Origin of the sequence: Pseudomonas sp. Tri1, assembly GCF_017968885.1 — a bacterium.
Taxonomy (GTDB): domain Bacteria; phylum Pseudomonadota; class Gammaproteobacteria; order Pseudomonadales; family Pseudomonadaceae; genus Aquipseudomonas.
The window spans coordinates 322,616-347,541 of record NZ_CP072913.1 but is presented as its reverse complement, the minus strand read 5'-3'; the positions used below and the strand labels follow the sequence as shown (position 1 = coordinate 347,541).

General features: G+C 55.6%; 22 protein-coding genes and 1 pseudogene. 10 read left to right on the top strand and 13 right to left on the bottom strand.

All coding sequences use genetic code 11. The features are described from left to right. Positions 1-36: 36 nt before the first annotated feature. The 4 genes and pseudogenes from J9870_RS01515 (at position 37) to J9870_RS01505 (ending at position 2,604) form a co-directional block, all read left to right on the top strand. Positions 37-864, top strand: a complete 828-nt coding sequence (locus J9870_RS01515; protein ID WP_210642397.1) for a putative phage abortive infection protein — start codon at positions 37-39, stop codon at positions 862-864. A 129-nt stretch (positions 865-993) separates the two neighbouring features. Next, positions 994-1,149, top strand: a pseudogene (locus J9870_RS29390) (integrase); the annotation flags it as partial. Then, positions 1,146-1,421 (top strand): hypothetical protein, encoded by a 276-nt coding sequence (locus J9870_RS01510; protein ID WP_210642396.1) that lies wholly within the window; start codon positions 1,146-1,148, stop codon positions 1,419-1,421. The pseudogene J9870_RS29390 and the gene J9870_RS01510, both read left to right, overlap by 4 nt. Positions 1,422-1,731: 310 nt before the next feature. Further along, positions 1,732-2,604 carry a hypothetical protein gene (locus J9870_RS01505; RefSeq protein ID WP_210642395.1) on the top strand — a complete coding sequence of 291 codons (873 nt, stop codon included), beginning with the start codon at positions 1,732-1,734 and terminating at the stop codon, positions 2,602-2,604. 470 nt (positions 2,605-3,074) lie between these two features. Here J9870_RS01505 and J9870_RS01500 read toward each other — a convergent pair whose 3' ends face one another. Together J9870_RS01500 and J9870_RS01495 are read right to left on the bottom strand one after the other, a co-directional pair. Next, on the bottom strand, positions 3,075-6,086 hold the full coding sequence (locus J9870_RS01500) for a DEAD/DEAH box helicase family protein (protein WP_210642394.1): 3,012 nt from the start codon (positions 6,084-6,086) through the stop codon (positions 3,075-3,077). Positions 6,087-6,691: 605 nt separating this feature from the next. Continuing rightward, positions 6,692-7,228 carry a dihydrofolate reductase family protein gene (locus J9870_RS01495; RefSeq protein WP_210642393.1) on the bottom strand — a complete coding sequence of 179 codons (537 nt, stop codon included), beginning with the start codon at positions 7,226-7,228 and terminating at the stop codon, positions 6,692-6,694. A gap of 288 nt (positions 7,229-7,516) precedes the next feature. On the opposite strand from J9870_RS01495, the gene J9870_RS01490 reads away from it, so the two are divergent. Continuing rightward, entirely contained in the window at positions 7,517-9,124 is a 1,608-nt protein-coding gene (locus J9870_RS01490; protein ID WP_210642392.1) for a methyl-accepting chemotaxis protein, read from the top strand. Between the two features lie 136 nt (positions 9,125-9,260). Here the strand turns inward: J9870_RS01490 and J9870_RS01485 are convergent, their stop codons facing one another. Together J9870_RS01485 and J9870_RS01480 are read right to left on the bottom strand one after the other, a co-directional pair. Continuing rightward, complete coding sequence (locus J9870_RS01485) at positions 9,261-9,938, bottom strand: RES family NAD+ phosphorylase (RefSeq protein ID WP_210642391.1); 678 nt, start codon at positions 9,936-9,938, stop codon at positions 9,261-9,263. Further along, positions 9,938-10,348 (bottom strand): MbcA/ParS/Xre antitoxin family protein, encoded by a 411-nt coding sequence (locus J9870_RS01480; RefSeq protein WP_210642390.1) that lies wholly within the window; start codon positions 10,346-10,348, stop codon positions 9,938-9,940. Before J9870_RS01480 ends, J9870_RS01485 begins: the two co-directional genes overlap by 1 nt. Before the next feature lie 336 nt (positions 10,349-10,684). On the opposite strand from J9870_RS01480, the gene J9870_RS01475 reads away from it, so the two are divergent. Continuing rightward, complete coding sequence (locus tag J9870_RS01475) at positions 10,685-11,611, top strand: LysR family transcriptional regulator (RefSeq protein WP_210642389.1); 927 nt, start codon at positions 10,685-10,687, stop codon at positions 11,609-11,611. Here J9870_RS01475 and J9870_RS01470 read toward each other — a convergent pair. From J9870_RS01470 to J9870_RS01430, 9 genes are all read right to left on the bottom strand, one after another. Next, a complete protein-coding gene (locus J9870_RS01470) occupies positions 11,528-11,845 on the bottom strand; it encodes an AzlD domain-containing protein (protein WP_210642388.1) in 318 nt (105 codons plus the stop codon). The two genes, J9870_RS01475 and J9870_RS01470, sit on opposite strands and share 84 nt — an antisense overlap. Then, positions 11,824-12,537 carry an AzlC family ABC transporter permease gene (locus J9870_RS01465; RefSeq protein WP_210642387.1) on the bottom strand — a complete coding sequence of 238 codons (714 nt, stop codon included), beginning with the start codon at positions 12,535-12,537 and terminating at the stop codon, positions 11,824-11,826. The genes J9870_RS01470 and J9870_RS01465 overlap by 22 nt, the downstream gene beginning before the upstream one ends. Continuing rightward, on the bottom strand, positions 12,534-12,971 hold the full coding sequence (locus J9870_RS01460; protein ID WP_210642386.1) for a GNAT family N-acetyltransferase: 438 nt from the start codon (positions 12,969-12,971) through the stop codon (positions 12,534-12,536). Before J9870_RS01460 ends, J9870_RS01465 begins: the two co-directional genes overlap by 4 nt. A gap of 13 nt (positions 12,972-12,984) precedes the next feature. Beyond that, complete coding sequence (locus tag J9870_RS01455) at positions 12,985-13,731, bottom strand: 2OG-Fe dioxygenase family protein (protein WP_210642385.1); 747 nt, start codon at positions 13,729-13,731, stop codon at positions 12,985-12,987. A 233-nt stretch (positions 13,732-13,964) separates the two neighbouring features. Then, on the bottom strand, positions 13,965-15,251 hold the full coding sequence (locus J9870_RS01450; protein ID WP_210642384.1) for an OprD family porin: 1,287 nt from the start codon (positions 15,249-15,251) through the stop codon (positions 13,965-13,967). Positions 15,252-15,499: 248 nt separating this feature from the next. Continuing rightward, positions 15,500-16,171 carry a DsbA family protein gene (locus J9870_RS01445; protein WP_210642383.1) on the bottom strand — a complete coding sequence of 224 codons (672 nt, stop codon included), beginning with the start codon at positions 16,169-16,171 and terminating at the stop codon, positions 15,500-15,502. A gap of 302 nt (positions 16,172-16,473) precedes the next feature. Beyond that, on the bottom strand, positions 16,474-16,674 hold the full coding sequence (locus J9870_RS01440) for a hypothetical protein (RefSeq protein ID WP_109751950.1): 201 nt from the start codon (positions 16,672-16,674) through the stop codon (positions 16,474-16,476). Between the two features lie 244 nt (positions 16,675-16,918). After that, the gene (gene aguA, locus J9870_RS01435) at positions 16,919-18,025 is read right to left on the bottom strand and encodes an agmatine deiminase (protein ID WP_210642382.1); all 1,107 of its coding nucleotides are present in this window, start codon (positions 18,023-18,025) and stop codon (positions 16,919-16,921) included. 275 nt (positions 18,026-18,300) lie between these two features. Next, positions 18,301-21,213 carry an aminotransferase gene (locus J9870_RS01430; RefSeq protein WP_210642381.1) on the bottom strand — a complete coding sequence of 971 codons (2,913 nt, stop codon included), beginning with the start codon at positions 21,211-21,213 and terminating at the stop codon, positions 18,301-18,303. 325 nt (positions 21,214-21,538) lie between these two features. Here J9870_RS01430 and rfbB point away from each other — a divergent pair, with 325 nt between their 5' ends. From rfbB to rfbD, 4 genes are read left to right on the top strand one after another with little or no spacing between them, the layout of a single operon-like run. Next, on the top strand, positions 21,539-22,621 hold the full coding sequence (gene rfbB / locus J9870_RS01425; RefSeq protein WP_210642380.1) for a dTDP-glucose 4,6-dehydratase: 1,083 nt from the start codon (positions 21,539-21,541) through the stop codon (positions 22,619-22,621). Continuing rightward, positions 22,618-23,493, top strand: a complete 876-nt coding sequence (gene rfbA, locus J9870_RS01420; RefSeq protein WP_210642379.1) for a glucose-1-phosphate thymidylyltransferase RfbA — start codon at positions 22,618-22,620, stop codon at positions 23,491-23,493. Before rfbB ends, rfbA begins: the two co-directional genes overlap by 4 nt. Then, positions 23,490-24,035, top strand: a complete 546-nt coding sequence (rfbC, locus tag J9870_RS01415; protein ID WP_210642378.1) for a dTDP-4-dehydrorhamnose 3,5-epimerase — start codon at positions 23,490-23,492, stop codon at positions 24,033-24,035. Before rfbA ends, rfbC begins: the two co-directional genes overlap by 4 nt. Continuing rightward, entirely contained in the window at positions 24,032-24,913 is an 882-nt protein-coding gene (gene rfbD, locus J9870_RS01410; protein ID WP_210642377.1) for a dTDP-4-dehydrorhamnose reductase, read from the top strand. The genes rfbC and rfbD overlap by 4 nt, the downstream gene beginning before the upstream one ends. Positions 24,914-24,926: the final 13 nt, after the last annotated feature.

The following is a 24,926-nucleotide window of genomic DNA, read 5'->3' as shown; positions in this document are numbered from 1 at the left end:
AAACAGCTAGGGATGAGGGAGGTAGAGATGCGGAGGGTGAAGGATTTCGCACCAATAGCGATTGCTATAGCAATCGTAGGCGTAGTTAATCTCGGCTACTTGTGGAAATTTGGATGGGGATTTTCGGGAAGCACCACGGCCTGGGGGGAATATGGCGATTTTGTGGGTGGATTACTAAACCCTATTGCTGCAATGGCAAGCGTTTACTTTATTTACATCACTCTAAAAAGACAGTCAGACGATGCCCGCAGAAATAACATCTCAATAAAAAAAAACTTAGCAATATCTAGCCGCTCCATAAATAGCCAGGAAAACCAGATAGCTATAGCATCAAGACAGCTACGCGACTCGCAAGCGTATAAACTTATAGAACTGTATCGTTCAATGGCAGATCGCTTCGTAACAAAAGATGGCGAACTGAGAGGGGCTGCAGCGTTTGCCCTAATGAGAGCAGACGCCCTTCGAGGGCTAGAGCCGTTCTTGGCCCGCGGACAATCTGTGGTAACACAAAGTTTCAATACTGCGTACATGGACACAGCAAACGATTATTTCTCTGGCGAACAAAAGCATATTCAACAATTCGTCAGATCGACTATCAAAATAATCGAATCAATCGACAAACTACAACATTTAAATGACGAAGAGGACACTTATATCGAACTATTAAAAACACAAGTAACACAAGATGAATTATTTGCACTGCTATTCTGGTATATATCTGATCAAAGCGACCCTGATTTTCGCAACACCGTACGAACTCATAAAATTTTAGAAGAGCATGTGAGTGACATACCAAGGACCTCTGCTATCAAGTTAGCAAGAGCTGTTGATCACGTTAGAGAAATGGGCGGCGGACAGATTTAGATTTTGCCTAAAACGGGGACTAAAACGGGGACAATTTTTTTGGAGGTCATTAAAACGGGGACAGACCACGATTCCTATCTTAAATGAATGTGCAGATACCCAATTAATCGTGGTCTGTCCCCGTTTTACTATGAGCAAAACACCCAACACCGCGCACCTATCAACGGCGGTGGATGTTGCCAGGTCGATCGCAACCTTGATCGCGAGGCCCGGAGACAAATCAGCTATGAGCTGGGACACGGTCGGATCGACGTAGCTGCTGCCTATATTGGAGGACAGGCATGAGCAAGCCATTCGATATGGATTTGTTCTTGGCTGGCGTTCTGACCGGCTCGCACGCAACCCGGCAACGCCATGTGCGACAGACAAAAATCATCCAGGCCAAAATTGCGAAGCGCTGGCAACTAGAAACGCCTTGGGCTTGGCAGAAAAAGGATGTGACCTGGTTTCTCAAGCACCACCTTAGCCACCGCAGTGAGGCGACAAGTTACTACTACCTGCTAACGCTCCGTCTGCTCGCTCGACGTCTAGGCACGTCATGGCTTTTCTATCTTTAATTGCGACCTGGTGCTATTGGATATCGCCATCAGCAATTAGCAAGAAGCGGAGCGAGATATCTAGAGTTCCTGTATCGCTACAGTGTAACCGCTCCATGAACCTCACATTAAAGCTCCTAGCACAGATCTGTGTGGAGCAGTAGACAGCCATTCCTACCCTGATCTATTGATCAGTCATCAGGGGATGCAGAGCTCCAATTTCTTCTCGCTTTTTCTGAGAGACAGCATTTTAACTAAAAGTGGTAAATCCTAATTCCATTCCAGCTACATCAATGATAGCTTCCTCTCAACATTGATAGCGGTGTTTGGTATGAGCAAAAAAGAAGATAAGCCAGCTCAAATTTTTTTTGATTACAAGAACGTGATTGAAACGCTCTCGCGGGTGGAGGAGGCATTCGCTGTGCGCCGATTAAAGTGCCACTCCGGTAGCGCGCTTGGCTCGTTGTTTTCCTCAATACGCCGGATAGCTCAAAAATCAGAGAATCTGAATAAAAGACAGTGGCATATATCGTTTATTAAGTCCACTGAGGCTATACGTATACTCAACGCTGTCGAGGCCGTGCTAGATGAAATTGGAGCGCAGGAGGCGATTCATCGTATTACGACGAGCGACATGAATCTTGGCACCCGACAAGAGTCTAATGGAAAGGATGCGTTATGGGAGCTTGATTTGTATAGACGCTTCAAACTAGGAGGCGTATCCGTTTCTTTCGAAGAGCCGGATTTAGTAGTGTCTCTTGGCGAGAGCTACGGGGAGTACGCTATAGCATGTAAGAAAATATATTCCAGAGCCAGTGTTCAAGAATCCTTCAAGGGGGGGTGTAATCAACTTAAAACTCATGGAAAGCCAGGAGTGATTGCCTTCAATCTAGATGATGTTCTCCCCAGGGGTCCTTTGTTTGAATTTTCTACAGCGACTGAACTCAAGCAGCGTATTGATATGTTTAATACAAAATTTATACGGGAAAATGAACGTCACTTTGCACGTATAGCAAGTCGAGGGGCATGTGATGGTGTGCTAGTCTCCACGTCGTTCATTGCTCACGTGCCAGATATGAATCCGCCAGTTAATGTGATTCGGACATCTGCAGCATGGACTAGTCGAAAGGAACCGAATGTACAGGATCGCTTCAACGCCTTCATTGAGTGTCACGACAGAATCTATGAGAATGCTCGCGTGTGATCCTGTTGAAAAATTGGCGATGGTTTCCGCATAGAAAAATTCTCGCCCGGCCTTGTAACAAGGCTTTGAAGTCTTCCACGATCGCGCATGCGGCAGACGCTCCAGCACGCGGCGCAGCCAAGCAAGGCTCGCCTCCACCTTCCTAGCTGTCGGAAAAACATTCCGATGTCGGCTGGGTGGTGAGGCATTCGCTGATCGTCTATGGCCCCTTGATGATGGCTGCGCTACGGTTTTGTACGGCTATAGTGCGCCAGGAGCCTACTACGGCTGAAGGGTAAAAAGCACCTGCCCCAACGCCCGCATGAACAGCTCGATTCTCATGCTAATAACTGATAAATCAACCGACGATGCGTTGCCTGATTAGGAGTATTAAAATAAGCCACCACGAATACGCAGCGCAATCCAACAAAGGTAAAAGGCCTCAAAACTTAGAAGCCTATGCACTTTAACTCTTACTAGTGGAAACGAGCTTACGGGGATGTAAAAATCTTAAGATCCACATCAAGCTCATCTGCAGTGCTCAGCCAATCTTCAATTAGTTGATGCGCCTGAATACTTGTGGGCGAACACGCTAGCGGACTCTGCATACTTCTTGTGAAATGACTAGCTGAGAAAGAGTTGCCGGCAACAATCCAAATCTCCTTCTTACATTTCATCGATACTCTCCGCTCACAGATAACATCCCAGACCCTCTCAGAGAGTGAATCATCAAGTGGTGCAGGATGATTAATAGAACCTTCCACTAACCTGTAACGTGTATCTAGCGGAAACTCAGCACCAGCAGCGGGCCAAGCTTGCTTCCATGTAGAGAAGTTTCCAGGCTTCACCCTTTTAAGCCCTGAAATCAACATGTGAATGTTTTTTATTGCCTGACTGCCAACTTCCGCAATAGCACCGGCTGGAGATTGAGGGTTTAATGAATCACCACACTTAACATGAACAAAGCACAATTTTTCCGGCGAAGACAAAATGAAATCAGCAGGCTCAACGCCCATATCACAACAAAGAACAATATCACAAGCAGGGATATATGTTGCGAAAGGACCCAGTGCTCCAATTGGAGTTGTTTGGTCCCCATACCCTTTCAGCAAGTCGATCAAATAAAATATCGAATCCGTATCAAAATCAGCTCTAGTAGTCCGATGATACTTATGGTCGAGAGTGTGCCCCTTCTCCCTGAGAGCTGGAGCTCTAAGTGCGTCAAGCGGAAAAATGGCATTGCCTGCAAAGCTTTCTTCAGCAGGAATCCCGCGTTCGTAGGGTAAGGCTAGCTTGTAAAAGGCTCCCGCCAGATACGTTACGCCGTCTTCGTACAGCACTTTCAATCTATGCCCGGAATTCAAGTACTCCACTACCCACTCGATATCGGCTCTTCCTTCCGACGCTCCACTTAGAGCAACTTCAAAAAACCCATCATCATCCGAGTAACTTAACGAAAGTTCTATAAGATCACCTTGAGCGTCGAAAGCAATCCCCTGCTGATAGTCGACATAAACAAAATCAGGATAAACCACACCGTTGTCCGTCGCTTTAGGGCCTTCAAGATCTGTAAAATCTAGCAGAACTGACAAAATTTCTGACGTGGGCTTTTCGCTGACAGGCTGAGCATAGGACTTGATCAGTCGCCCAGCATTCCCTCCAGCATTGATACATTGGCTTATCGCATCGACCCATTCAGAAATGTCTTGAAGAGTGAAGTTGGATTCTTTTTGATCGACGATCCGCCCGGACCTAGCGCCAATGTAAAAACTACTGTCTCTTTTGCCGTCCAGGCCAATATTATCGACCTTCACCATAGTTAATGCGTACCTGGAGTTACTTTGACTGCCGCGCCCGCCATCAAGATTCTGCCCTTTCAATGCTACGGACTCTGGACGGCGCAAAGCCCGACCAATAGCACGAGCGTGAGTTTCCTTAATCTGATTAATTGCTGTTTTAGCAGCCAAAGCAGTCAGCTTGTCAATATGAATCGCATTACCAAGCCTATACTGCTCCTGATTATAATAACGGCCACCGCCGCTATCGAAGATAGCGACACCAGAATCAATTTCTTTTACCACAACTACATGCAGCCTAGGCTCAAAGAAAAGCTTATTTGTAAAAAACTTTGAACTTTTAAACTCAACATAAATCATGACATGCAAATCAAGAACTTCTTCATAAGATTTGACTAGCGATCCAGAACCATGCAATTCCCAATACAATCGATCCATCAGAAGCGGCAGAGAGAAATCAACCTCTTTTTGTACAAAGCAGACTGATGCATGAGGAATCTTGAGATCATCTTCTGGGTCAACACTATTGAGATCAACTCTTTCTTTGAACTTACCATCAAAATAACTATATTTTGGAAAGCTCTCTAAGAAAGATTCAATCAAATAACTTGTGCTTAATGAGCTGACAAATTCGCCTGCACCACCATTGGCGAGATAGCTATCAAATTTCTGATATCCATCCCACATGCCCTCATTTGCCCCGCGGCTCAGGTCGATCACCAGCGGTTGGGTTTCTCCATACCGGCGTACAATCCGACCTACTGCCTGAACTAGCTCACGACCACTACCCAGCTCATAGGTAAGTATCAGTAACTTAGCCTCAGGGATGTCAACTCCTTCATCAAGCTTGTGCTGGTGAATTATCACCCGCACCCCCTCAACTTTAAGAGCTGGGCCAACTCGCTTAAATTTATTTTGCGCCTCGTCGATTTCTAGTCGCTCGTGAACGCTTGCCGTGATGAATGATTGAGAAAGGAGTTCATGGTATTTTAATATCTCTTCCAGACTCTTGCATTTCACGATACATTTCACATCTTCATTTGCACCTAGGTAGCCTAGAATGCCTGCAAGCAAATCGTCCTCCCTATCAACTTGATCGTACTGGGGTTCCATAATAACCCCATCCTCGATAGCCTCTTTAAATGTAAAAACATAAAAATGATCGGTACTTACGTTCAGTTCAAACAAGTCATTACGATAAGGAGTTGCCGTAACCACTACTTTCATCGCTACGGACTGACGTATTATCTCACGCCAAACTGGAGAGGGCTCAGAGTGCCCTTCATCTACAATAATTAGATCAAAATCGCCTTGGACATTCTTTAATTCTTCATCACTCAGCATCGTCAGCTTTTGAAAGCTTGTTATATAAACTCCGTCACCCTGATCAAAATTAGAGTCCCTATAGGTTTTCTTTAACTCAAACTCTTGATCACCAATTGTATTACGGAAGAATTTTTTTGAAATCTCTTTAAACAACTGATCTTTCACGGCCTTTCTGTGACATATCACAAGAACCTTCAAGGCATCTGACAGGTGTGATATAAGAGAGATAACTCCTGTTTTCCCCGCACCTGTTGGCAGGTTGATCAGAAACCCTCTCTCAGTATCATTTTCTTCGGCATACCTAACGAAGCTACGTACTGCTTCTAACTGACACTTTCTTAGCTTTTCTTCAGTAGAATCCAGATATTCCAAGATAGTCACAGCGGTCTTCCATGTAATTATATAGGGTGTTTTAGGATCTTCAGGCCACGATGCAGAGGCGCGACATCAAAACGCCATTATTCCATACACCTCGGCGCCAAGGGTAGATACTTGATCAGGCCATATAGGAGACGATCGAGCTTCCTTTCACCGGACGACGCGAGACCATCCTTCGTCCGCTCTTGGCTAAGGGAGTCCTCTACCAGCTTCACCTTTGGGTTATCCACAGGAACCAATATTCGAAAGAGTGGCTGCCACGCCTCAAGGAGGCAATTCTTGAGTAGATCTCCTGGCATGAGTGAAAGGTTGAGCTGCCTTTAAAAAGATATTTTTAGAGATAGAACTGGGATCAGCTTTATGAGAAATATATACAAAACATATAGTTAGAGTTAATTTCGACTCCTGGTGCCGCACCATACAAAACAAAGCCCTCGCAGAAATGCGAGGGCTTTGTTGTTTCTGAAGCAGTGATTGCCCAGTTATCCCTGCACAACACTGCCTCCTACATTGCCAGCGCACTGCGTGCTCCGAGCACTTCGCCTTTCAGACCCTCTTCTCAGAGCGGAAAAACCTTCTTGCTTTGGCTTGGACATACACGCGGCCAGTCATGCGGCCAGCCGATAAGTGGACTGTACCAACCCAGAAGGAAAGCAGCGGCTGGATACCAGTTTCAATTCAACGTCCTGCTGAAGGGCCCCGAACAATGGCCTTCCCGACCCGATCAGCACAGGAACAGTGGTAATCACCATGTCGGCGACTAATCCATCGCGCAGGAATGATTGCACCACCTGCCCGCCATCGACATAGACCCGACGCACGCCTTGCCTCTTCAAGTCCTCCATCAGTTCCATGGGTGCAAGGTTGGAGAAACGTACCTTGCCCTTCAACGCCTCGGGCACTGGCGAATCCGCCAGCCGTTCAGACAGCACCACCACGGGTCGTTCATAGAACCAAGTGTCGAAGGTCAGCACCTTCTCATAGCTTCCCCGCCCCATCACAATCACATCCTTGTCAGCGATGAAGTCTGAATAGCCATGGTCCTCAGTTGGATCGTCGCGCTGCAAAAGCCAGTCAATGTCACCATCGGGCCTGGCGATGAAGCCATCCAGACTGGTGGCGATGAAAACATGGGCAGTGGTCATCAGGACTACCTTATGACGTATGTCGATGCATGATCATAAGCCGAATAAACGTTTCTCTTCGCTCTCGCACGCCTCGCGGTTTTAGCTGCTTTCTATCGGAGAAGGGGCTCAGGCAATAGAGAGCCTGCTCCAGCCCAGCGGGAGCAAGCTCCCTCGCCACGAGGCGTAGCGCAACATTCACCTAATCATTTCTCCCGCCGATACCCTCGATAACAGCATCGCCCATCCCAAGCGCTGCGCTGACGCTCAACTACACTTCCCCAAATCCCCGCTCCAGGAGCACTAGCGATGAAGATCCGCAGCAAGATCATAGGCTCGGGGTTGATCAGCCTCTTCTTTGCCCTTTTGCTCGGTGGCATCGGGTTGTGGGGGTATCACTCCATGACCGAAGCCCTGGTGCAGAATGAGACCAGTATTTCGGCCATGCGCAAGCACATGGAGGCCGACATGATGCACGACGCCATCCGTGCCGATGTGCTGGCGGCGTTGCTGGTGGCGCCGGGGGATGCTCAAGCGGCCAAGGACGTAACGGAGGCGTTCGATGAACATACGCAGCGGATGCGCAAAGTTATCGCGGAGAACGCTGAGGCGAAGCTGCCAAAGGATGTCGCCCAGGCAATTGTCGAGTTGAAGCCCCAGGTCGAGACCTACATCGATAAAGCCAAACAGGTGATCGGCAAGGCGCTGAGCGGCGCTCAGGATGGGCATGCGTTGCGTACCGAATTCGACGCGGCGTTTTCGGCACTGGAAGAGCGCAACGAGGCGGTGAGTGAGCTGATCGAAAACCAGGCGCAGTCGTCGCGCGAGCATCAGGACAACAGTATTCAAGCGTCGCAAAGTTGGCTGATCGTCACGTTGCTGGCCACGTGCGTGGCGCTGGCGCTGGTGTCGTGGACTCTGCTCAAGGCTGTGCTTACGCCGCTGAACAAAATCATCCTCAACACCCAGGCGATTTCCCAAGGGGATTTGCAGCGGTCGATGGGCGCGCATGGCAAAGATGAACTCGGTCAGTTGCAGAGCGTGATCGAGCAGATGCAGGCCAATTTGCGGCAGATGATCGCCACGATCCGCAACCAGAGCGACGAGTTGCATGGTACATCCCGGACCTTGGGCGATACGGCGCGGCACATTGTGTCCAGCGCCGATCAGCAGGCCCATAGCGCCACCAGCATGGCGGCGAGCATGGAGCAGATGATAGCGAACATCAGCCAGATCCATCAGCACGCCGACAGCGCACGGACGATTTCGGCACAATCCGAACAGTTGGCAAGCAGCGGCGGCCAGGTGATTCTCGGGGTGGTGGAAGGCATGAACCGGATCGCCGAAGTGGTTAACCAATCGTCCGGCAAAATCACGGCTCTGGACGCTTCGTCCGAAGACATTCACTCCATCATTCAGGTGATCAAGAGCATCGCCGAACAAACCAACCTGCTGGCCCTCAACGCCGCCATCGAAGCGGCCCGTGCTGGCGAGGCAGGGCGCGGCTTTGCGGTGGTGGCCGATGAAGTACGTAACCTGGCGGCACGCACTACCCAGTCGACCCAGGAAATTACCGCGATGATCGAGCGCATCCAGACCAGCGCCCGGGATGCGGTGGCGAACATGCAGGCTTGTGTCAGCCGCGTGGACGAAGGTGTGAACCTGGCCCAGCAGGCCGGGGTTTCCATCAGCGAAATCCGCACTGGCGCCCGACATGCCGCCGAAGTGGTGGAGGAAATTTCCCAGACTATTGCCGAACAATCGAAGGCCAGCGATGAAATGGCCAGGCGGGTGGAGTCGATTGCCGAGCAATCTCGAGAAAACACTCGCTCGATTCACAACCTGACGCAAACGGCGGATCAATTGAACAATGCGGCGGGGTCGATGCAGGCTTCGGTGCAGCAGTTCAAGATCTGATCAAGCAGGGCTGCGCGGCAGCCCTTTTTATGAGTGCTGCGCACTCAAGCGGAAGCAAGCTCCCTCGCCATGGATCTATTCATTCCTCTAAATAGGTCCCGTTGCCGATTCCGTCAGAGGCTTTTTATAGTCCGGCTCACACCTGACTCACCTCAAACACAAACGATATCTCCCGCTTCTGCGCACTCCAGACATACCGAAGATGCTTACCCTGCACCGGAATCGAAACCGCTGGCGGACGAAACGCGGCGGCGCATTCGTGGCCAGGCAGGCGGACGCTGTTGTAGAGCAGGCCCCAAGACAAGGTTTCGCGCAGCTGCCGGGCGAACACCTGGGACGGGCCGTAGGCGCTAGGGTCCGGGTCGTGGAGGTGGGGATAGTCGTGGCGGATGTCATGCAGGGGCTTGATGACCTTGTTGACGTAAGTGCGCATGGTCAATTCCAGATCAGGCTCGTTGGTCGCACCGAGAAATCTGGCTTGGTGATAGCAGGTTTCGGCAATGGCAGCTTTCTGACTACTGGCGGCGTAATAGACGCCGAAGGTGCCATCGCTGAAGCGACTGGTTTTGCCTATGTGGGTAAACGCCGCCATCACCGGCGAGGAACCAGGCCCGGAAACACGGTCCTCGGGGCGCACCCGGGACAACACGCCGGCCTGCGCCATGAGCCGGTCGTTGGTCAGTGCTTCCAGGGCATAAGCGGTTGGCAGGTCGTCGGGATCGAGTACATCTTCGAACAGCGTGATCGGCGGGAAACTGCTGTTGACGATCCGATAGGCCCGTTTCCATTGCGGATCCGTCACTGGTGGTGTCATCAACCGCGCACTCCATCGAGATAGCGGCGCACGTCGGCAATGTCCACCACCCGCCCGGCCAGCATGTAGGCCAATGCCGACTGACCGTTGAACGGCGCCGCGGTATTGGGGCTGCTGACCCATTGATAGGCGCGGTCCCGGTTGTTGCTGAAGATGATGCTCAGCGCCTTGTGAATACCCATGAGGTAGGAAATACGCTCGAGGGTGTCACGAGGCAGTCTTACGTTTTCTGGTAACTGTTTGTATTTGTAGAAGGTCGTGTTGCCGACCTTGCCCAGTAACGTGCGCTGCTGCTCGACACTGCAGCCCCACAACGCCATGAGGTTGAAGAAAAACTTCAACGCGACTCGACCCGCGTCCGGGGAGTCCAATTGTTGCTGTGCGTTGAGGGTGATGGAGGAAGTAGCCATGGGTCTGGGCTCCATTGTCACGGGGTGGTACTGGGAGAATAGTACATATATGGATATAAATTTAAATTTAATTCGCAGGCGAATAAAAAATGCCGGATTTGAATTCGTAGGACATTTCCTTGTGACCTTTTGCCCCTGACAAATTACACAATCCCATACACGCCAAACCGGCAAAAACCGCAAATCCCACATAAGCTCCAACCATCGCTTGTCGGAGCATTTCGGCACAAAATCGCGACAACCGTGGCAAGTTGCATGATGATAGCGACCATGCACTGCCTGGCCCGACCAAGTGCACAACAATAGCGAGCCCACTTATGCAGAGGGCATTACCCCATGGATAGCAGAACTCTACGCAACCTCATGCGCATCGTGCAGACCGGCTCGTTGTCGGCGGCAGCCGAACATTCGTGTCTCACGGTGCAAGCATTGGCGGCGCAGTTGAACAAGGTCGAAGAGCAGTTCGGTTTCCGGCTGTTCCGACGTTCGAACAAAGGCCTGACGTTGACGAGCCAAGGCTCGGAACTGACCCCTTTTATGGATCAAGTACTGGTGGCCACGCGACAGTTGGAGGAGAAAGTCGCGGCACTCAAGAGCCCTCGACAGCGCACGCTTAAAGTGGCGCTCAATACCACCCTGCCGGCTGAGTTCAACCGGCGGATGATCGATCGGTTGATTGCCGTATTCCCCCAGTACCAGCTGGAGTTCAGTTACGCCGAGTCGATGGAGAACTTGAGCAAGCTCAAGAACGAAGATTTTGACCTGGCGATCCTGATCGGGGCCCAGCAAAGTGGCTTTTCAAGCATCACGATGCCTGACGTCCAAGTGCAGGTGGTCGGCGCCCATTGTGGCGACGAGGACGATTCCCTCGGTTTGCTCGGCGATAAATTTCAGGTGCGTCCGGCAGAAGAATGTCCGTACTCCCACAGCTTTCTTCGTTTTCTCGATGCGGGCCTGGGCGAATACGGGTCAAGCCAGCGGATGGTGTACTCCTGCAGTGAAACGCTGACGTTGTCGTTGATCACTCAACTCGACGGCCTGGGGCTGGTGTCCAGGGAAGCGGCGCTGCGCAATGGCTTGGCGATTTTCCCGGACTTCGAGGATTTCCTTGAGGTTCGCCTGGCGGTGAACAATCCAGAGTTGTCCGGCCAGGCGCTGAACGATGTGGTGGACCTGACGCTACAGGAACGAACCGAGCGCGATGTACGACGCCGTGCCCACCGCCACACTGAGAAACAGGTTGCGGCTGAAATACGCACATAACAGCGTTGGAATCGCGGCATAGAATTCCGGGCGATCGAGCTGTATCCGCTGATCCTTGATCAACAACGGGGTGAGGCTGATGGCCGCTACGATCGCCACCGGCAGGTATTCCAAGGCGCGCGCGACAAACGGTGGCCAGTGTTCAGTGTTGACCTGCAACGGCAGGGCGCGAGGCAGGAAAGTCACGGCCATCATCAGCACGACAACCAGGATCAGGAACGTTTGGTCAGGCATACGCCCACCCCGCAGCCAACGAATGTGGCGATGAAGACATTGAACGGCGAACTGCCAAGCAGGCTCAGCCCGCCCATACAGACCACAGCCGCCAGGGCCGCGATCAACTTGTTACGGGTGTCGCACAACGAAACCAGCACGTAGAGCATCATCGCGGTCAGGGCGTAATCGAGCTGATACTTGATCAGGTGCGCCGCGTATTGCGCGCACACGGCCCCCAACAACCCACCCAGCACCCAGGACGTGTGGCAAAACAGGTTGAAGCCGATCAGGTAACGCACACTCACAGGCGCCCCGGTGCCGAGCTTGACGCTGTGGAAAGCGAACGACTCGTCCGTGAGCCCCACCGCATAGCACCAGCGCTCGAAACGACTGAGCCCCAGCGCTCGCAAAGCCTTGGCCATATAGACCGACATCAGCATATGCCGCGCATTGATCAAGAACGTGGTGAGCACGATGGTGGTCAACGAGGCGCCGCTGGAAATCAACGCCAATGCCGCGAATTGCGAAGCGCCCGCGTAGACGAACAAGCACATCGCCACGGGCAACCATAGCGGCAGCCCGGCGTTGACCGCCATCAGACCGAACACAAACGAAACCGTGAAATAACCCGCTACCACCGGACTGGCTTCAGCAAAGGTACGCGAGGCTTGTGGTTCGACCACCAGCGGCTGGCTGGAAGTCTTGTTCATAAATCCCTCTCGAATGTGATTTCACCCCGGGGCTCACAGAACCCCTGGGCAGCCCAGAAACGCTTGCCGGCCAGATTAGCATCGTCGACGAACAGGAACATGCGCAGCACGCCCACCCGCTTCATGTCGGCCGAAGCGGCCTCCACCAGACGCTGGCCCAAGCCTCGGGTGCGATGTGCCGGGCTGACGGCCAGGTGATTGATCGTGCCGCGGGTGCCGAGCATGCCACCGATCACTGCGCCGACCACTTCCCCGCTGGCATCGACCGCCAGGTACGCGGTGGTGGTGTCCTGCAACAACACCCCCCGCAAAAATCGGGCGTCCTGCCAGTCGCAGAACGACACTTCGTCGAATCCGCGAAAAAACCGCTCCAGTCGTTCGGCATCCCTGACCTGGGCCCGGCGCAGCAGAACCTGCTGCACCGGATCATCCATGGGTTCGATCCGTTCAGCGAACAATGTCGAAAGCGGTCCCGGGCCGCGAGAAGGAAATGGCGAGGATCTGCCGGAAGGCCATTTCATGGGCGTGAACGTTGCGGGCCGGTGTCACGTAATGGCGCATGTCGCGATCGAGGAAGAACGTGGTGTCGAGGATGTCCTCGTAGGTGGTCGCCGCCAGTTGCTCTTCCTGAGCAGAGTACAGACGACTTTCCGCGCCAGCTACGTTATGGCGCCCCCAGAAATGCACGCCGCTGAATGGATAGCCGTCGCAGTGAATCCCTTCGGGGGTGATTTCCAGCTGCTTGCCGGGCTTGATCTCGATGCGGATCTGATGGATCTGGCATTGCCAGATTTCATCGTGCAGTTCCTGCGGCAGGACGTTCTTGTAAACCTCGAAGTCCGTGTCGATCAGGCTGCGCATCACGGGTGAGTTGATCACTTCGTTGGAGAAGTCCTGGAAGTGCCGCTCCAGCCCGCCGACATAGCTGTTGTTGGTCTTGGACTGAATGTAGGCCCGGTGTTCGAGCTGCTTGAGCTCACGGGTCGTGGGGTTGTATTCGAAATCGCTGTAGCGGCGAAAACGCATGCCTGACTCGGCCTGGCCGTAGTAACTGTCGGGCTCCATGTTTTCCCAGCTTTTGGTCAGCCGGACAAAATCACCGAAATGACCGTAGAGGTTGAAGTCCCCACCGCGAACGTTGACGTATTTGTCACGTCTTAGCGCTTCGCCCACTTCCCTGTTCAGAACGATCATTTTTCATAGGTCTCCACTGCGTTGAGCGGCCTAATCTAGTAGGTGCAGGATTTACGTCCATGAGAAAGAATTTGAGGCACTTCAAGTCGCGCTTGAAATGGCGGTTGAAGTTTCATTAGTGCGATTTTTTCTCAAGAAAACAGGCGTTTTTTGCGATATTTCTGGCGTCAAAAGGCAAAAACCCCCGATTTGGTGTCGGGGGTTTCATCACGCGCTTGTCACACAATCAGGCATCAGAAGACGTTGATCGGGTAATCCACGAACACCCGCAGCTCGTTGCCGCTGACGTTGTACTCGCTGGACTTCTGCGACACACGCAGGACGGAGCTGCGCAACCTTACGCTCAAGTCCTTGGCCGGGCCACTCTGGACCACGTACTTGAACTGGTTGAAGATCTCGCGCTCGGTGCCACCTTCGCTGGTGGACGTGGTGATGTTATCGCCACGCACATAAGCCACGTTATAGGTCAGGCCCGGTACGCCGAAGGAGGTGAAATCCAGGCCATAGCCTAACTGCCAGCTGCGTTCGTCTTCAGCGTTGAAGTCGGACCAGTAGGAGTTGGCCAGGTAGATCGTGTTACCGCCGTCGCCCACGCGATTCTGCTCGCGTTGATAGCCGCCGTAGGCGTAGCCCAGGTTGCTGTCGCCGGTGCTGCGCTGGTGGGCGAGCGTAAAGCTGTGCGGCCCTGTGACAAAGGTGGCGGCCAGGCTCCAGATCTTGTTGTCGTCGCCGGTGACGTTGTTTTCGCGAACGTAGCTGTTGTCCAGCTTGGTGCGATAACCGTTGAAGTCCAGGGTCAGGGATTGATCCTTGGCCAACGGGAACACATAGTTGGCGTTCACGTATTGCTTCTTCAACACGTCTTCGACGTCCGAGGCGTAGAGCGCAGCCTTGAACTGCTCGGTGAACTGATAGCTACCACCCAATACGTTGATCGACTTCAGGCCACCGCTGTCACGGCCTTCGGCGCTCTTGCGCGACTCGGCGGTGAAACGACCGGCGTTCAACTCCAGGCCCTTGATCTCTTTGGAAGTGATCAGCGTGCCGGTGTAGCTTTCCGGCAGCAGGCGCGAGTTGTCATAGCTCAATACCGGCAGGGCCGGCATCTGGTCACCGTAGGCCAGCACGGTATTGGAGACGCGGAACTTGACCGCTGCACCAAACCTGGACAAATCATCGGCCGCGTTGCCGCTGTCGCCTTGCTTGAAGAAGTCGATGCCGCCCGCCCCGCTACGTCCCTTGCCGCCATCGAGGCGCAATGCGTACAGGCCGAAAGCGTCCACACCCACACCCACGGTGCCTTGGGTGAAACCGGACGAGAATGTACCGATAGCTGCCTGGCCCCATTCGGCCTTGTCCTGGTTGCCGTCTTTGTAGTCGCGATTGATGTAAGCGTTGCGCAACAGCACCTTCAGGCTGCTGTCTTCAACGAACCCCTTGGACTCAGCCTGGTCGTTGGCCATGGCGTGCGTCGTGCTCAAAATCCCCAGTGCGATCAAACCAATGCGCTTGTTCAACATGTTTATTTTCCTTGTACGGGTTGATACGCACTGCGACTGGCAGCCGAAATGGCGCTTTTGCGCTCTTTTTCGGACTCTTGCTCCTGAAATAATGAAAAGGCCCGCCCACGAGTGATCGTGTCGGGCCTTTTTATTATTTAAGAGTCATGGCTGTTAGCCACAGGCGTGGGCGAATCCTAGTCGCGCCCTCAACAATGTGTCAATTTCGTGAATCGTCGGTAATTAGGCGAAAAACATCTAAGAACCGTTCAAGGAGAACAGCCGTCCAGACCACAGGCCGGCGCCGGCGTAGAGGCCTGCACCGGCAGGGTTTGCCTCAACCATTGGGCGAATGCCTCGGGTTTGCCGAGCCAGGGACCGACGTCGATCAACGTGAACTGGCCGGCCCGCTCCAAGGCAAACGTCGGGAAGCCCTGGCCACCGAGCTTGGCCAGTAGGGCGCGACTGGCCTTGATATGGCCTTGCACATCAGCCGTATCGAACGCCGGCTGGAACACTTGGGCTGTAAGACCAATGGATTGAGCCAGTTCCAGTAGCACGGCGTTGTCAGCAATACGCCGACCTTCGACGTAATGCGCAGTCTGCAGGCGCCCGAGCAGCTCCAGGCCGAGGCCGCCGAGTTGTTCGGCAGCAAGGATGGCGGCGGTCGGCGGTGCCGAATCGAACACCGCACCGGTATCACGCAGCAGGCCTTCGTAGTAGGCCTCACCAAACGTCTGCCCGGTGTATTCGGCGATGCGCCGGTCGTGGGGCATCACGTAATTGCGCAACTGCGGCGAGACCTGCTGCCGATTGGTACCCGTCATCATGCCACCGCCATGGGCGATCACTGGCAGCACTCGCCGGGCGGCCTGCACCAATGGTTTGGCCCCGTAGCACCAGCCACACAGCGGATCGTAGATGTAATGAAGGATGGTCATGAGAACTCCGCTGGCCGTGAGGATTCGATGGCAGCAGGGTAGCCTCGTGGGTGTTGCGGAAAAACGCTGGAATGACTTTCAATCTATTTCGAAAAGCGGTCGAATGATCCATTTATCTAAAACCACTATCCAGTGTGGGGGCTCGCTCGCAATGGCGGCGGCACATACAACATGGATACAAGCTGAACCATCGTCATCGCGAGCAAGCTCGCTCCCACAGGGATTTGTGTGCATTTTAAATCCTGGGGGCATAAAAAAAGCGCTGCCATCCCGGCCAGCGCCTTTTATCAATCCGTCGAATTCTATCCTTGCATCACATCCCACAATGCTTCCAGCTCCGCCTCGCTGAAAAGACCAGCGGGGTAGCGTTCAACGATCACCCGGCGCGGATCAGGTTCTCTGATCTGACGCGTTCCGTTGGACTTCAACCACTGAGCCAAAGCTTGCAGCGACTCACCATTAACGGCCAAGGGATGGCATGTGCGCTCGCTTATCATATTCATTCCAGCGCCCTCTCCTGGTTGATGAGCGGCCAATTTATCCAAGGTTTATGACAAAACAACTCAGCTCCGCTCCCCAGAACTGCCTAAATATAGATACAAGAGCTATGCCAATGTATCGGCGACGCCAATAAACAGGCACAAAAAAGCCCGCGCCCCCAATCGGGCCGCGGGCTTGCCAGAATGGATCCAAAAACGCCGACACAGGGCCGCCGCAATCGCTATCCCCAGGCTGTTACATCACCACTCATTTTACGTGTGGCGCGGGTTGCTGCTGGGTAAGGCAATGGATATTCCCACCCCCCAGTAACAGTTCACGCCCTGGCACCATGACCACTTCGTGCTGGGGAAACAGGTTCTGCAGAATTTCCCTGGCCTGGGTATCCAACGGATCGTCAAAACTCGGCGCGATGATGCCACCGTTAACGATCAGGAAGTTCACGTAGGAACCGGCCAGCCGCACGCTCGGATTGCGCTCCTGGGAACCTTGCACCGCATCCACGCCTGCACATTCCTCTTCGGTGGCATACAGCGGCCCTGGAATCGGCATTTTGTGCACTGTGAACGGGCGCCCCTTGGCGTCAGTGCTGTTTTGCAGCACGTTCATCGCAGCGTGGCAGCGGGCGTAGTTCGGATCCTGCGGGTCGTCGGTCCAGGCGAGCAGCACTTCGCCAGGACGCACGTAGCAACAGAAATTATCCACATGGCCATCGGTTTCGTCATTGAACAGACCGTCCGGCAGCCAGATGATCTTGTCCACCGCCAGCTGCGCGCTGAGCATCGCCTCGATATCTTCGCGGCTCAGGTGTGGATTGCGATTGCGGTTGAGCAGGCACTCTTCGGTGGTGATCAGGGTGCCTTCGCCATCGACATGGATCGAGCCGCCCTCGAGTACAAAACCTTCGGTGCGATAACGCGGGCTGCGCTCGATCTCGAGAATCTTGCTGGCCACTTGCGAATCACGATTCCACGGCGCATACAGGCCGCCGTCGAAACCGCCCCAAGCGTTGAAATCCCAGTCGACACCACGGACCTCGCCGTCGTCATTGATGACAAAAGTCGGGCCTGTATCTCGGACCCAGGCGTCGTCACTGGACATCTCCACCAAGCGGATATTCGGCACGTCGAGGCGCGCCAGGGCGTTTTCGTACTGGGCCGCGGACACTGCCACAGTCACCGGTTCGAAACGAGCGATGGCCTTGGCCACCGCCACGTGGGCAGCCTGGGCAGGCTTACCGCCCAGGCGCCAGTTGTCCGGGCGCTCGGGCCAGATCATCCAGACCTGGGTCTGGGGTGCCCACTCGGCAGGCATGTGGAAACCATCCGCGCGGGGAGTGCTGTGCAAAGTTGTCATGAGTCAGGACTCCGTGAGCGATACAAAAGGGTAACGGCACGCGAGGAGGGAATGCGTCGCGCAATGCCGACTTTATAATCGATAAAAATCTGCTTTAAAAGTATAAAAAACACATCGCCATGGAAAAATAGCGATAAACACCGACAAAAATCGAGTTGTGGATATTGATACTGCGAGGGTGCAGCTTGCTCGCGATAGCGGTAGGTCAGTCAACAAAATGTCGACATGGAAAACGCCATCGCGAGCAAGCTCGCTCCCACGGGGCATGACCCGCCTTAAAGCCCCTCGTCCAGCACCTTCGCCAACATATCGACGAAGAAATCCACGCTCTGACGCGTGGTGACCATCGGTGGCTTGATTTTGAGGATGTTCAGGTAGTCGCCAGTCGGTTGCATGAAGATACCCAGCTCCCGAAGACGACTGCACAGCGCCGTGGTTTCTTCGGTGGCCGGCTCCAGGGTGTCGCGGTTACGGATCAATTCCACACCCAGGTAGAACCCGGAACCATGCACCGCACCGACCAATGGATACTGGTCAATCAAGGCTTGCAGCCGTGCCTTGAAATGCGCGCCCACCACTTGGGCGTTTTCCCAGAGTTTTTCTTCTTCCATGACGTCCAACACGGCCATGCCGATCCGGCAACTGACCGGGCTGCCGCCGGCGGACGAGAAGAAATAGCCCTCGGCTTCCAACGCCTCGGCGATCTCCCGTCGAGTGATGACCGCTCCCAGCGGCTGGCCGTTGCCCATACCCTTGGCCATGGTGATGATGTCCGGCACCACACCCTGCTCCTCAAAGCCCCAGAAAAACTCGCCCATGCGCCCATAACCGACCTGCACCTCGTCGGCGATGCAGACACCACCGCGCTCGCGCACCATCGCGTAGACCTGTTTCAAGTACCCTGGCGGCAGGGCGATCCCACCGGCATTGCCGTATACCGGTTCGCAGATGAAGCCGGCGAGTTGGCGTTTTTTCTCGGCAATTTTTGCCAGATTGTGCTCTACGCTGCGCACGTAGTCCGGCGCGCTGTTGGGGCCACGGAATTCACCCCGATAGGTGTTTGGCGCGGTCACCGGATGCACCCAGTCCGGGCGGCTGCTCAGGGCCTGGGGATTGTCGGCGATGGACGTCGATACCGCATCGGCCGCCACCGACCAGCCGTGATAGGCCTCCAAGACACTGAGCATGTCCCGTCCACCGCTGTAGGCCCAGGCCAGGCGGATTGCCAGGTCGTTGGCCTCGGTGCCGCTGTTGACCAGGAACACCCGGTCCATGCTGGACGGCGCCAGCGACAACAGGCGCTCGGAAAACTCGGCGATCGCCGCATAATGGAAACGTGAGTTGGTGTTGAGTAGCGACCACTGCCGGGCAGCCACCGCCGCCATGCGTGGATGGCCGTGCCCAAGCACCGCGACGTTGTTGAGCATGTCCAGGTAGGAGCGGCCCTGCATGTCGATCAAATGGTTGCGCCAGCCGCGCTCGATGCGTGGCGGATCGACGTAGTAGTGCTTCTGCGAGCGGGCAAAGCTTGCGTCGCGGCGGGCCAGCAACGCCTGGGGATCGATCTCCGGCTCGGCATCGCAAGCCAGCCCCAAAAGCACCGCTGGCGAAGGGCAGAGCGCCTGCCAGGCCGGGGCCCGGGATGGCGTGCAGAACAGCGGCGGATTCAACTGCGCGCCCCGGCACAACTGGACCCGCAACGGCCCTTCCACTTCGCCCAGCACTTGCCCCTTGACCAGCGCCGCCCCCGAATGCAACGGCGATGTGACGCCCCACAGCCGCACGCTCGACTGAACGCTGTCCAGTTGCAGCATGCCGTCGGCGGTCTTGTGCACGACCCCGGCGAACGGTGCCTCCAGTGGCGTGCCACGAGGCACACTCAACTCCACGTGCAATGGATAAGTCTCAGGTTCGACGGCGCTGTCCGGTCGGGTGCGAGACAACCGGTACTGCCCATAACGGCTGGCGGCCAGCCCGTGAACAGCAGCGGCTTCGCTCAACAGACGCTGGTCGATTCCCGGTTGCTCCCAGTTACCGGCTTCGAAATGCGGGCTCAGCACGCCCAGGTCGATCAGGGCAAATTCACGCCCCACCAGGGTTGGCAACAGCGGCGCGAAACCTTCACTGGCAATGGCCGGCAAACTTTGGCCGACGGCGGTGAAAATCGCCGCTTCCATCAGTTCGAGGGGCACCGAGTGGGCAACCCGGAAAATTTCCCATTCATGTTCCAGGTTGTCGCGACTGTACTGGTTATCCGGGTCGATAGAGACCTGCTGCTCACCACTGAGCACCAGCACAGCGGCACGCGCCATGATCAGCGGCCACAGCGCCAGCAGCTCTTCGTGTTGCAACGGATTGACCGCGTGGTACGCCTTGATCGCCGGCAAGATAAAGAACGGATCACCGTCGGCGTGGTGCAACAGGGCCGCACACGTCACCGACAGATCGGTGATGCGCCAGGTACGGACCAGGTCGCCAAAATCGATCACACCCTGCAATTGCCACTGGCGCTGGGCATCGCGCTGCCAGACCGCGTTGTCATCGGTGATGTCCATATGAATCGCCTGCACCGGCAGGCTGGCCTTGAGCGGCTGCAAACGCCACTCGGCCTGTTGCGCGACCTCGGCGATCAGATTGCGCCGTTGGTCATCCTGGATTACCGGCAGCAGATGGCCGATCAGCGTATTGGCGTGACGGGCGTCCCATTGCAGCGTGCGCTCCAGGCCTGGATGCTCGAACGTCGCCAGGGCCAGGTCGATTTCCGCGCACAAGCGACCCAGACCGGTCACCAGCTCCGGCCCCAGGTGTTTGAGTTGGGTGAGGGATTGGCCGTCGATGTACTCCAGCAGCCGGACATGGACTGCTTGCCCGTCGACTTCCAGGGTCAGCAGGTCCTGGCCGTTATTGGCAGTCATCACCCGTGGCACTTTCACTGCGCTGTGCCCGGCCAGTTGCTTGAGGGCCGCATGTTGGGCCTGGAGCTCATGGACGGCGTAGTCGCCGTGGCAAATCTTCAATACAAACCGCCCGCGCTCGCTGTCGACGCGGTAGTTGAGGTCCTGCTGGCTGCCAAGGGGTCGCAGGTCACCGCTGAGTCCGTAATTCGAGCGCAGCAGTACCAACGCCTGTGCGGCGCTGATCTGTGGGCTTGGCAAACTGGCACGGTGAACCAACGTGGCGAGCGGCATACAACGACCCCTGAGGTGGTTTTATCGGATGTCTATCTCGCCACTGAGTCGAGGGATAAGCAACCCCTCTGTATTGAGATGTGGGCGCGGACGCATTTTTGACAGGCCGACAGAGCGCTGTAGTGGCGAGGGCGCTTGCTCCCGCTCGGTTGCACAGCAACTGCCAAAACCGGAGCTGCTTTGCAGCCCAGCGGGAGCAGGCTCCCCGCTACAGGTGGATTACCAAGCCCATGGAAAGCGCCCAAAACATCTCGCTTGCACCGTCCCCGACATGCCGACAAGCTATGCTCCTATGCTTTGGCTCTCACGGAAAAGGCTTAACCGGATGCGCATTCTTATCACTGGCGGTGCCGGCTTCATCGGCTCAGCTCTCATACGGCACTTGATCCTGGATACCGAGCACCAGGTCCTGAACCTCGACAAGCTGACGTATGCCGGCAATCTCGAATCGCTGAGCAGTATCGATCACGACAGCCGCTACGAATTCGTGCAGGCCGATATCGTCGATCAACCGACCGTCAGCGCGGTGCTCGCGCGGTTCAAGCCCGACGCCATCATGCACCTGGCGGCGGAGTCCCACGTCGATCGTTCCATTGACGGGCCGGCGGACTTCATCCAGACCAACATCGTCGGCACCTACAGCCTGCTGGAAGCCTCCAGGGCCTATTGGCAGAGCCTGCCCGAGGCGCAGAAACGCGCGTTTCGCTTCCATCACATTTCCACCGACGAAGTGTATGGCGACCTGCACGGGGTGGACGATCTGTTCACCGAAACCACGGCTTATGCGCCAAGTTCCCCCTATTCGGCCAGCAAAGCCGCGTCCGATCACTTGGTCCGTGCCTGGCAGCGCACCTACGGCTTGCCGGTGCTGCTGACCAATTGCTCGAATAACTACGGGCCGTTCCACTTCCCCGAGAAACTGATTCCCCTGGTGATCCTCAACGCGCTGGCCGGTAAACCGCTGCCCGTGTATGGCGATGGCCAGCAAGTGCGCGACTGGCTGTACGTCGAAGACCATGCCCGGGCGCTGCTCAAGGTTGTCACCGAAGGCGTGGTCGGTGAGACCTACAACATCGGCGGCCACAATGAACAAAAAAACATCGAAGTGGTGCGCAACATCTGCGCGTTACTCGAAGAGCTGGCGCCCCACAAACCCGAAGGGGTCGCGGGCTATGCCGACCTGATCACTTTCGTCAAAGATCGCCCCGGCCACGATCTGCGCTACGCCATCGATGCCGGCAAGATCGAACGGGAATTGGGCTGGACGCCCCGGGAAACCTTCGAGACCGGCCTGCGCAAAACCGTGCAGTGGTACCTCGAAAACCTGCTGTGGTGCCGGCGTGTCCAGGACGGCAGCTATCAAGGCGAGCGCCTGGGCTCGCTCGACAACAAGGATGCGATTGCATGATGAAAGGTATTGTTCTGGCCGGCGGCTCCGGCACACGCCTGCACCCGATCACCCTCGGGGTTTCCAAGCAGTTATTGCCGGTTTACGACAAACCGATGATCTATTACCCGATTTCGGTACTGATGCTCGCCGGCATCAAGGACATCCTGGTGATCTCCACCCCACAGGACCTACCGCAATACCAAAGCCTGTTGGGCGACGGCAGCCAGTTCGGCGTGCACTTCAGCTACGCCGAACAGCCGTCACCTGATGGCCTGGCCCAGGCGTTCCTGATCGGCGAGCAATTTATTGGCAGCGATCCGGTCTGCCTGATCCTGGGCGACAACATTTTCCACGGCCAGCATTTCGGCGAACAATTGCAGACCGCCACCAATCGGCAGAGCGGTGCGACGGTGTTTGGTTATTGGGTCAAGGATCCCGAGCGTTTTGGCGTGATTGACTTCGACCCTGAAGGGCGAGCCATTTCCATCGAAGAAAAACCCAGCGTGCCCAAGTCCAGTTATGCCGTGACGGGCTTGTACTTCTACGATAACGACGTGATCCAGATCGCCAAGACCATCAAGCCCTCGTCACGCGGCGAACTGGAGATCACCGACGTCAACAACGCCTACCTGCAACGCGGCGACCTGCATGTCGAGCGTTTTGGCCGCGGTTTCGCCTGGCTCGACACCGGCACCCACGACAGCCTGCTGGAAGCCTCGCAATACGTGCAAACCATCGAGCACCGCCAAGGCTTGAAAGTCGCCTGCCTTGAAGAAATTGCCTACCAACAGGGCTGGGTCAGCCGCGAGCACGTTCTTGAACGTGCCAAGTACTTCGGCAAGACCGGTTACGGCCAGTACCTGTTCAAGATCGCCGGAGAAACCCATTGAACGTCATCGCCACCCGCTTGCCGGAAGTCCTGATCATCGAGCCGAAGGTCTTCGGTGACGATCGTGGCTTTTTCTATGAAAGCTTCAATGCCCGGGCATTTGCCGAAGCCACAGGGTGTGCGCTGCAATTCGTCCAGGACAACCATTCGCGCTCGGCCAAAGGCGTTCTGCGCGGCCTGCACTATCAGATCGAGCAGGCCCAAGGGAAACTGGTACGTGTCACGGCGGGGGAAGTCCTGGACGTGGCGGTGGATATTCGCCGCAGTTCAGCGACTTTCGGTCAATGGGTGGGCGTGCACCTGTCGGCGCAGAATCACCGACAAATGTGGATTCCGCCGGGGTTTGCCCACGGTTTCGTGGTGCTGAGCGAATCAGCGGATTTTCTCTACAAAACCACGGACTACTACGCCCCCTCGGCTGAACGTTGCATTCGCTGGGACGATCCGCAGTTGGCGATCGATTGGGCACTGCAAGGCGCACCGATCCTGTCGCCCAAGGATCAGGCCGGCAAAACCCTGAGCGAGGCGGACCTGTTCCCATGAGTGTTGCCTTGCGTATTCTGATCATCGGCCAGAACGGCCAGGTATCCCGAGCACTCCAGTCGCGCCTGGCCGGCATGGGCGAGTTGATCGTATGCGGCAGCGACCAGCTCGACCTGGCGCGCCCGGATCTCATTGGCGCGCCCATCGGCGCCCTGCGTCCCGACTTGATCATCAACGCCGCCGCCCACACGGCCGTCGACCAGGCCGAGAGTGAACCGCAGCTGGCGTTCGCCATCAACGCCAGCGCACCGGGCGTCCTGGCCCAGGTGGCGCTTGAGCTGGGTATCCCGCTGATCCACTACTCCACCGACTACGTCTTCGATGGCCGCAAGCCCGCCCCCTACACCGAAGACGACACCACTAACCCGCTGAGCGTCTATGGGCGCAGCAAACTGGCTGGCGAAGACGCCATTCGCCAGGCCGGCGGCCAGCACCTGATTCTGCGCACCAGTTGGGTGTATTCCACGGCAGGTCGTAACTTCCTGCTGACCATGCAACGCCTGCTCCAGGAAAAACCACAGTTGCGCGTGGTGGCCGACCAGATCGGTGCACCGACCTGGGCTGGCACCATCGCCGACAGCACCGCGAAGCTCATCGAGCGTTGGCGCACCGGTCAGTGCGGCGCCTGGGGTACCTATCACCTGACGGCCCGGGGCGAGACATCCTGGTTCGGTTTCGCCCAGGCCATCGGCGAACACCTGATCGAGCAACACAAGGCCTGTGCCGTGCTCGAACCCATCCCGTCCAGCGCTTACCCGACCCCGGCCCCCCGCCCACTGAATTCGCGCCTCGACTGCACGCGCCTGCTCCATGAATGGGGGGTGAGCCAACCAGACTGGCGAAGCGCGTTGCACCAGTGTCTTGCCGAGCAAGCCTAGGCATAATGCGCCT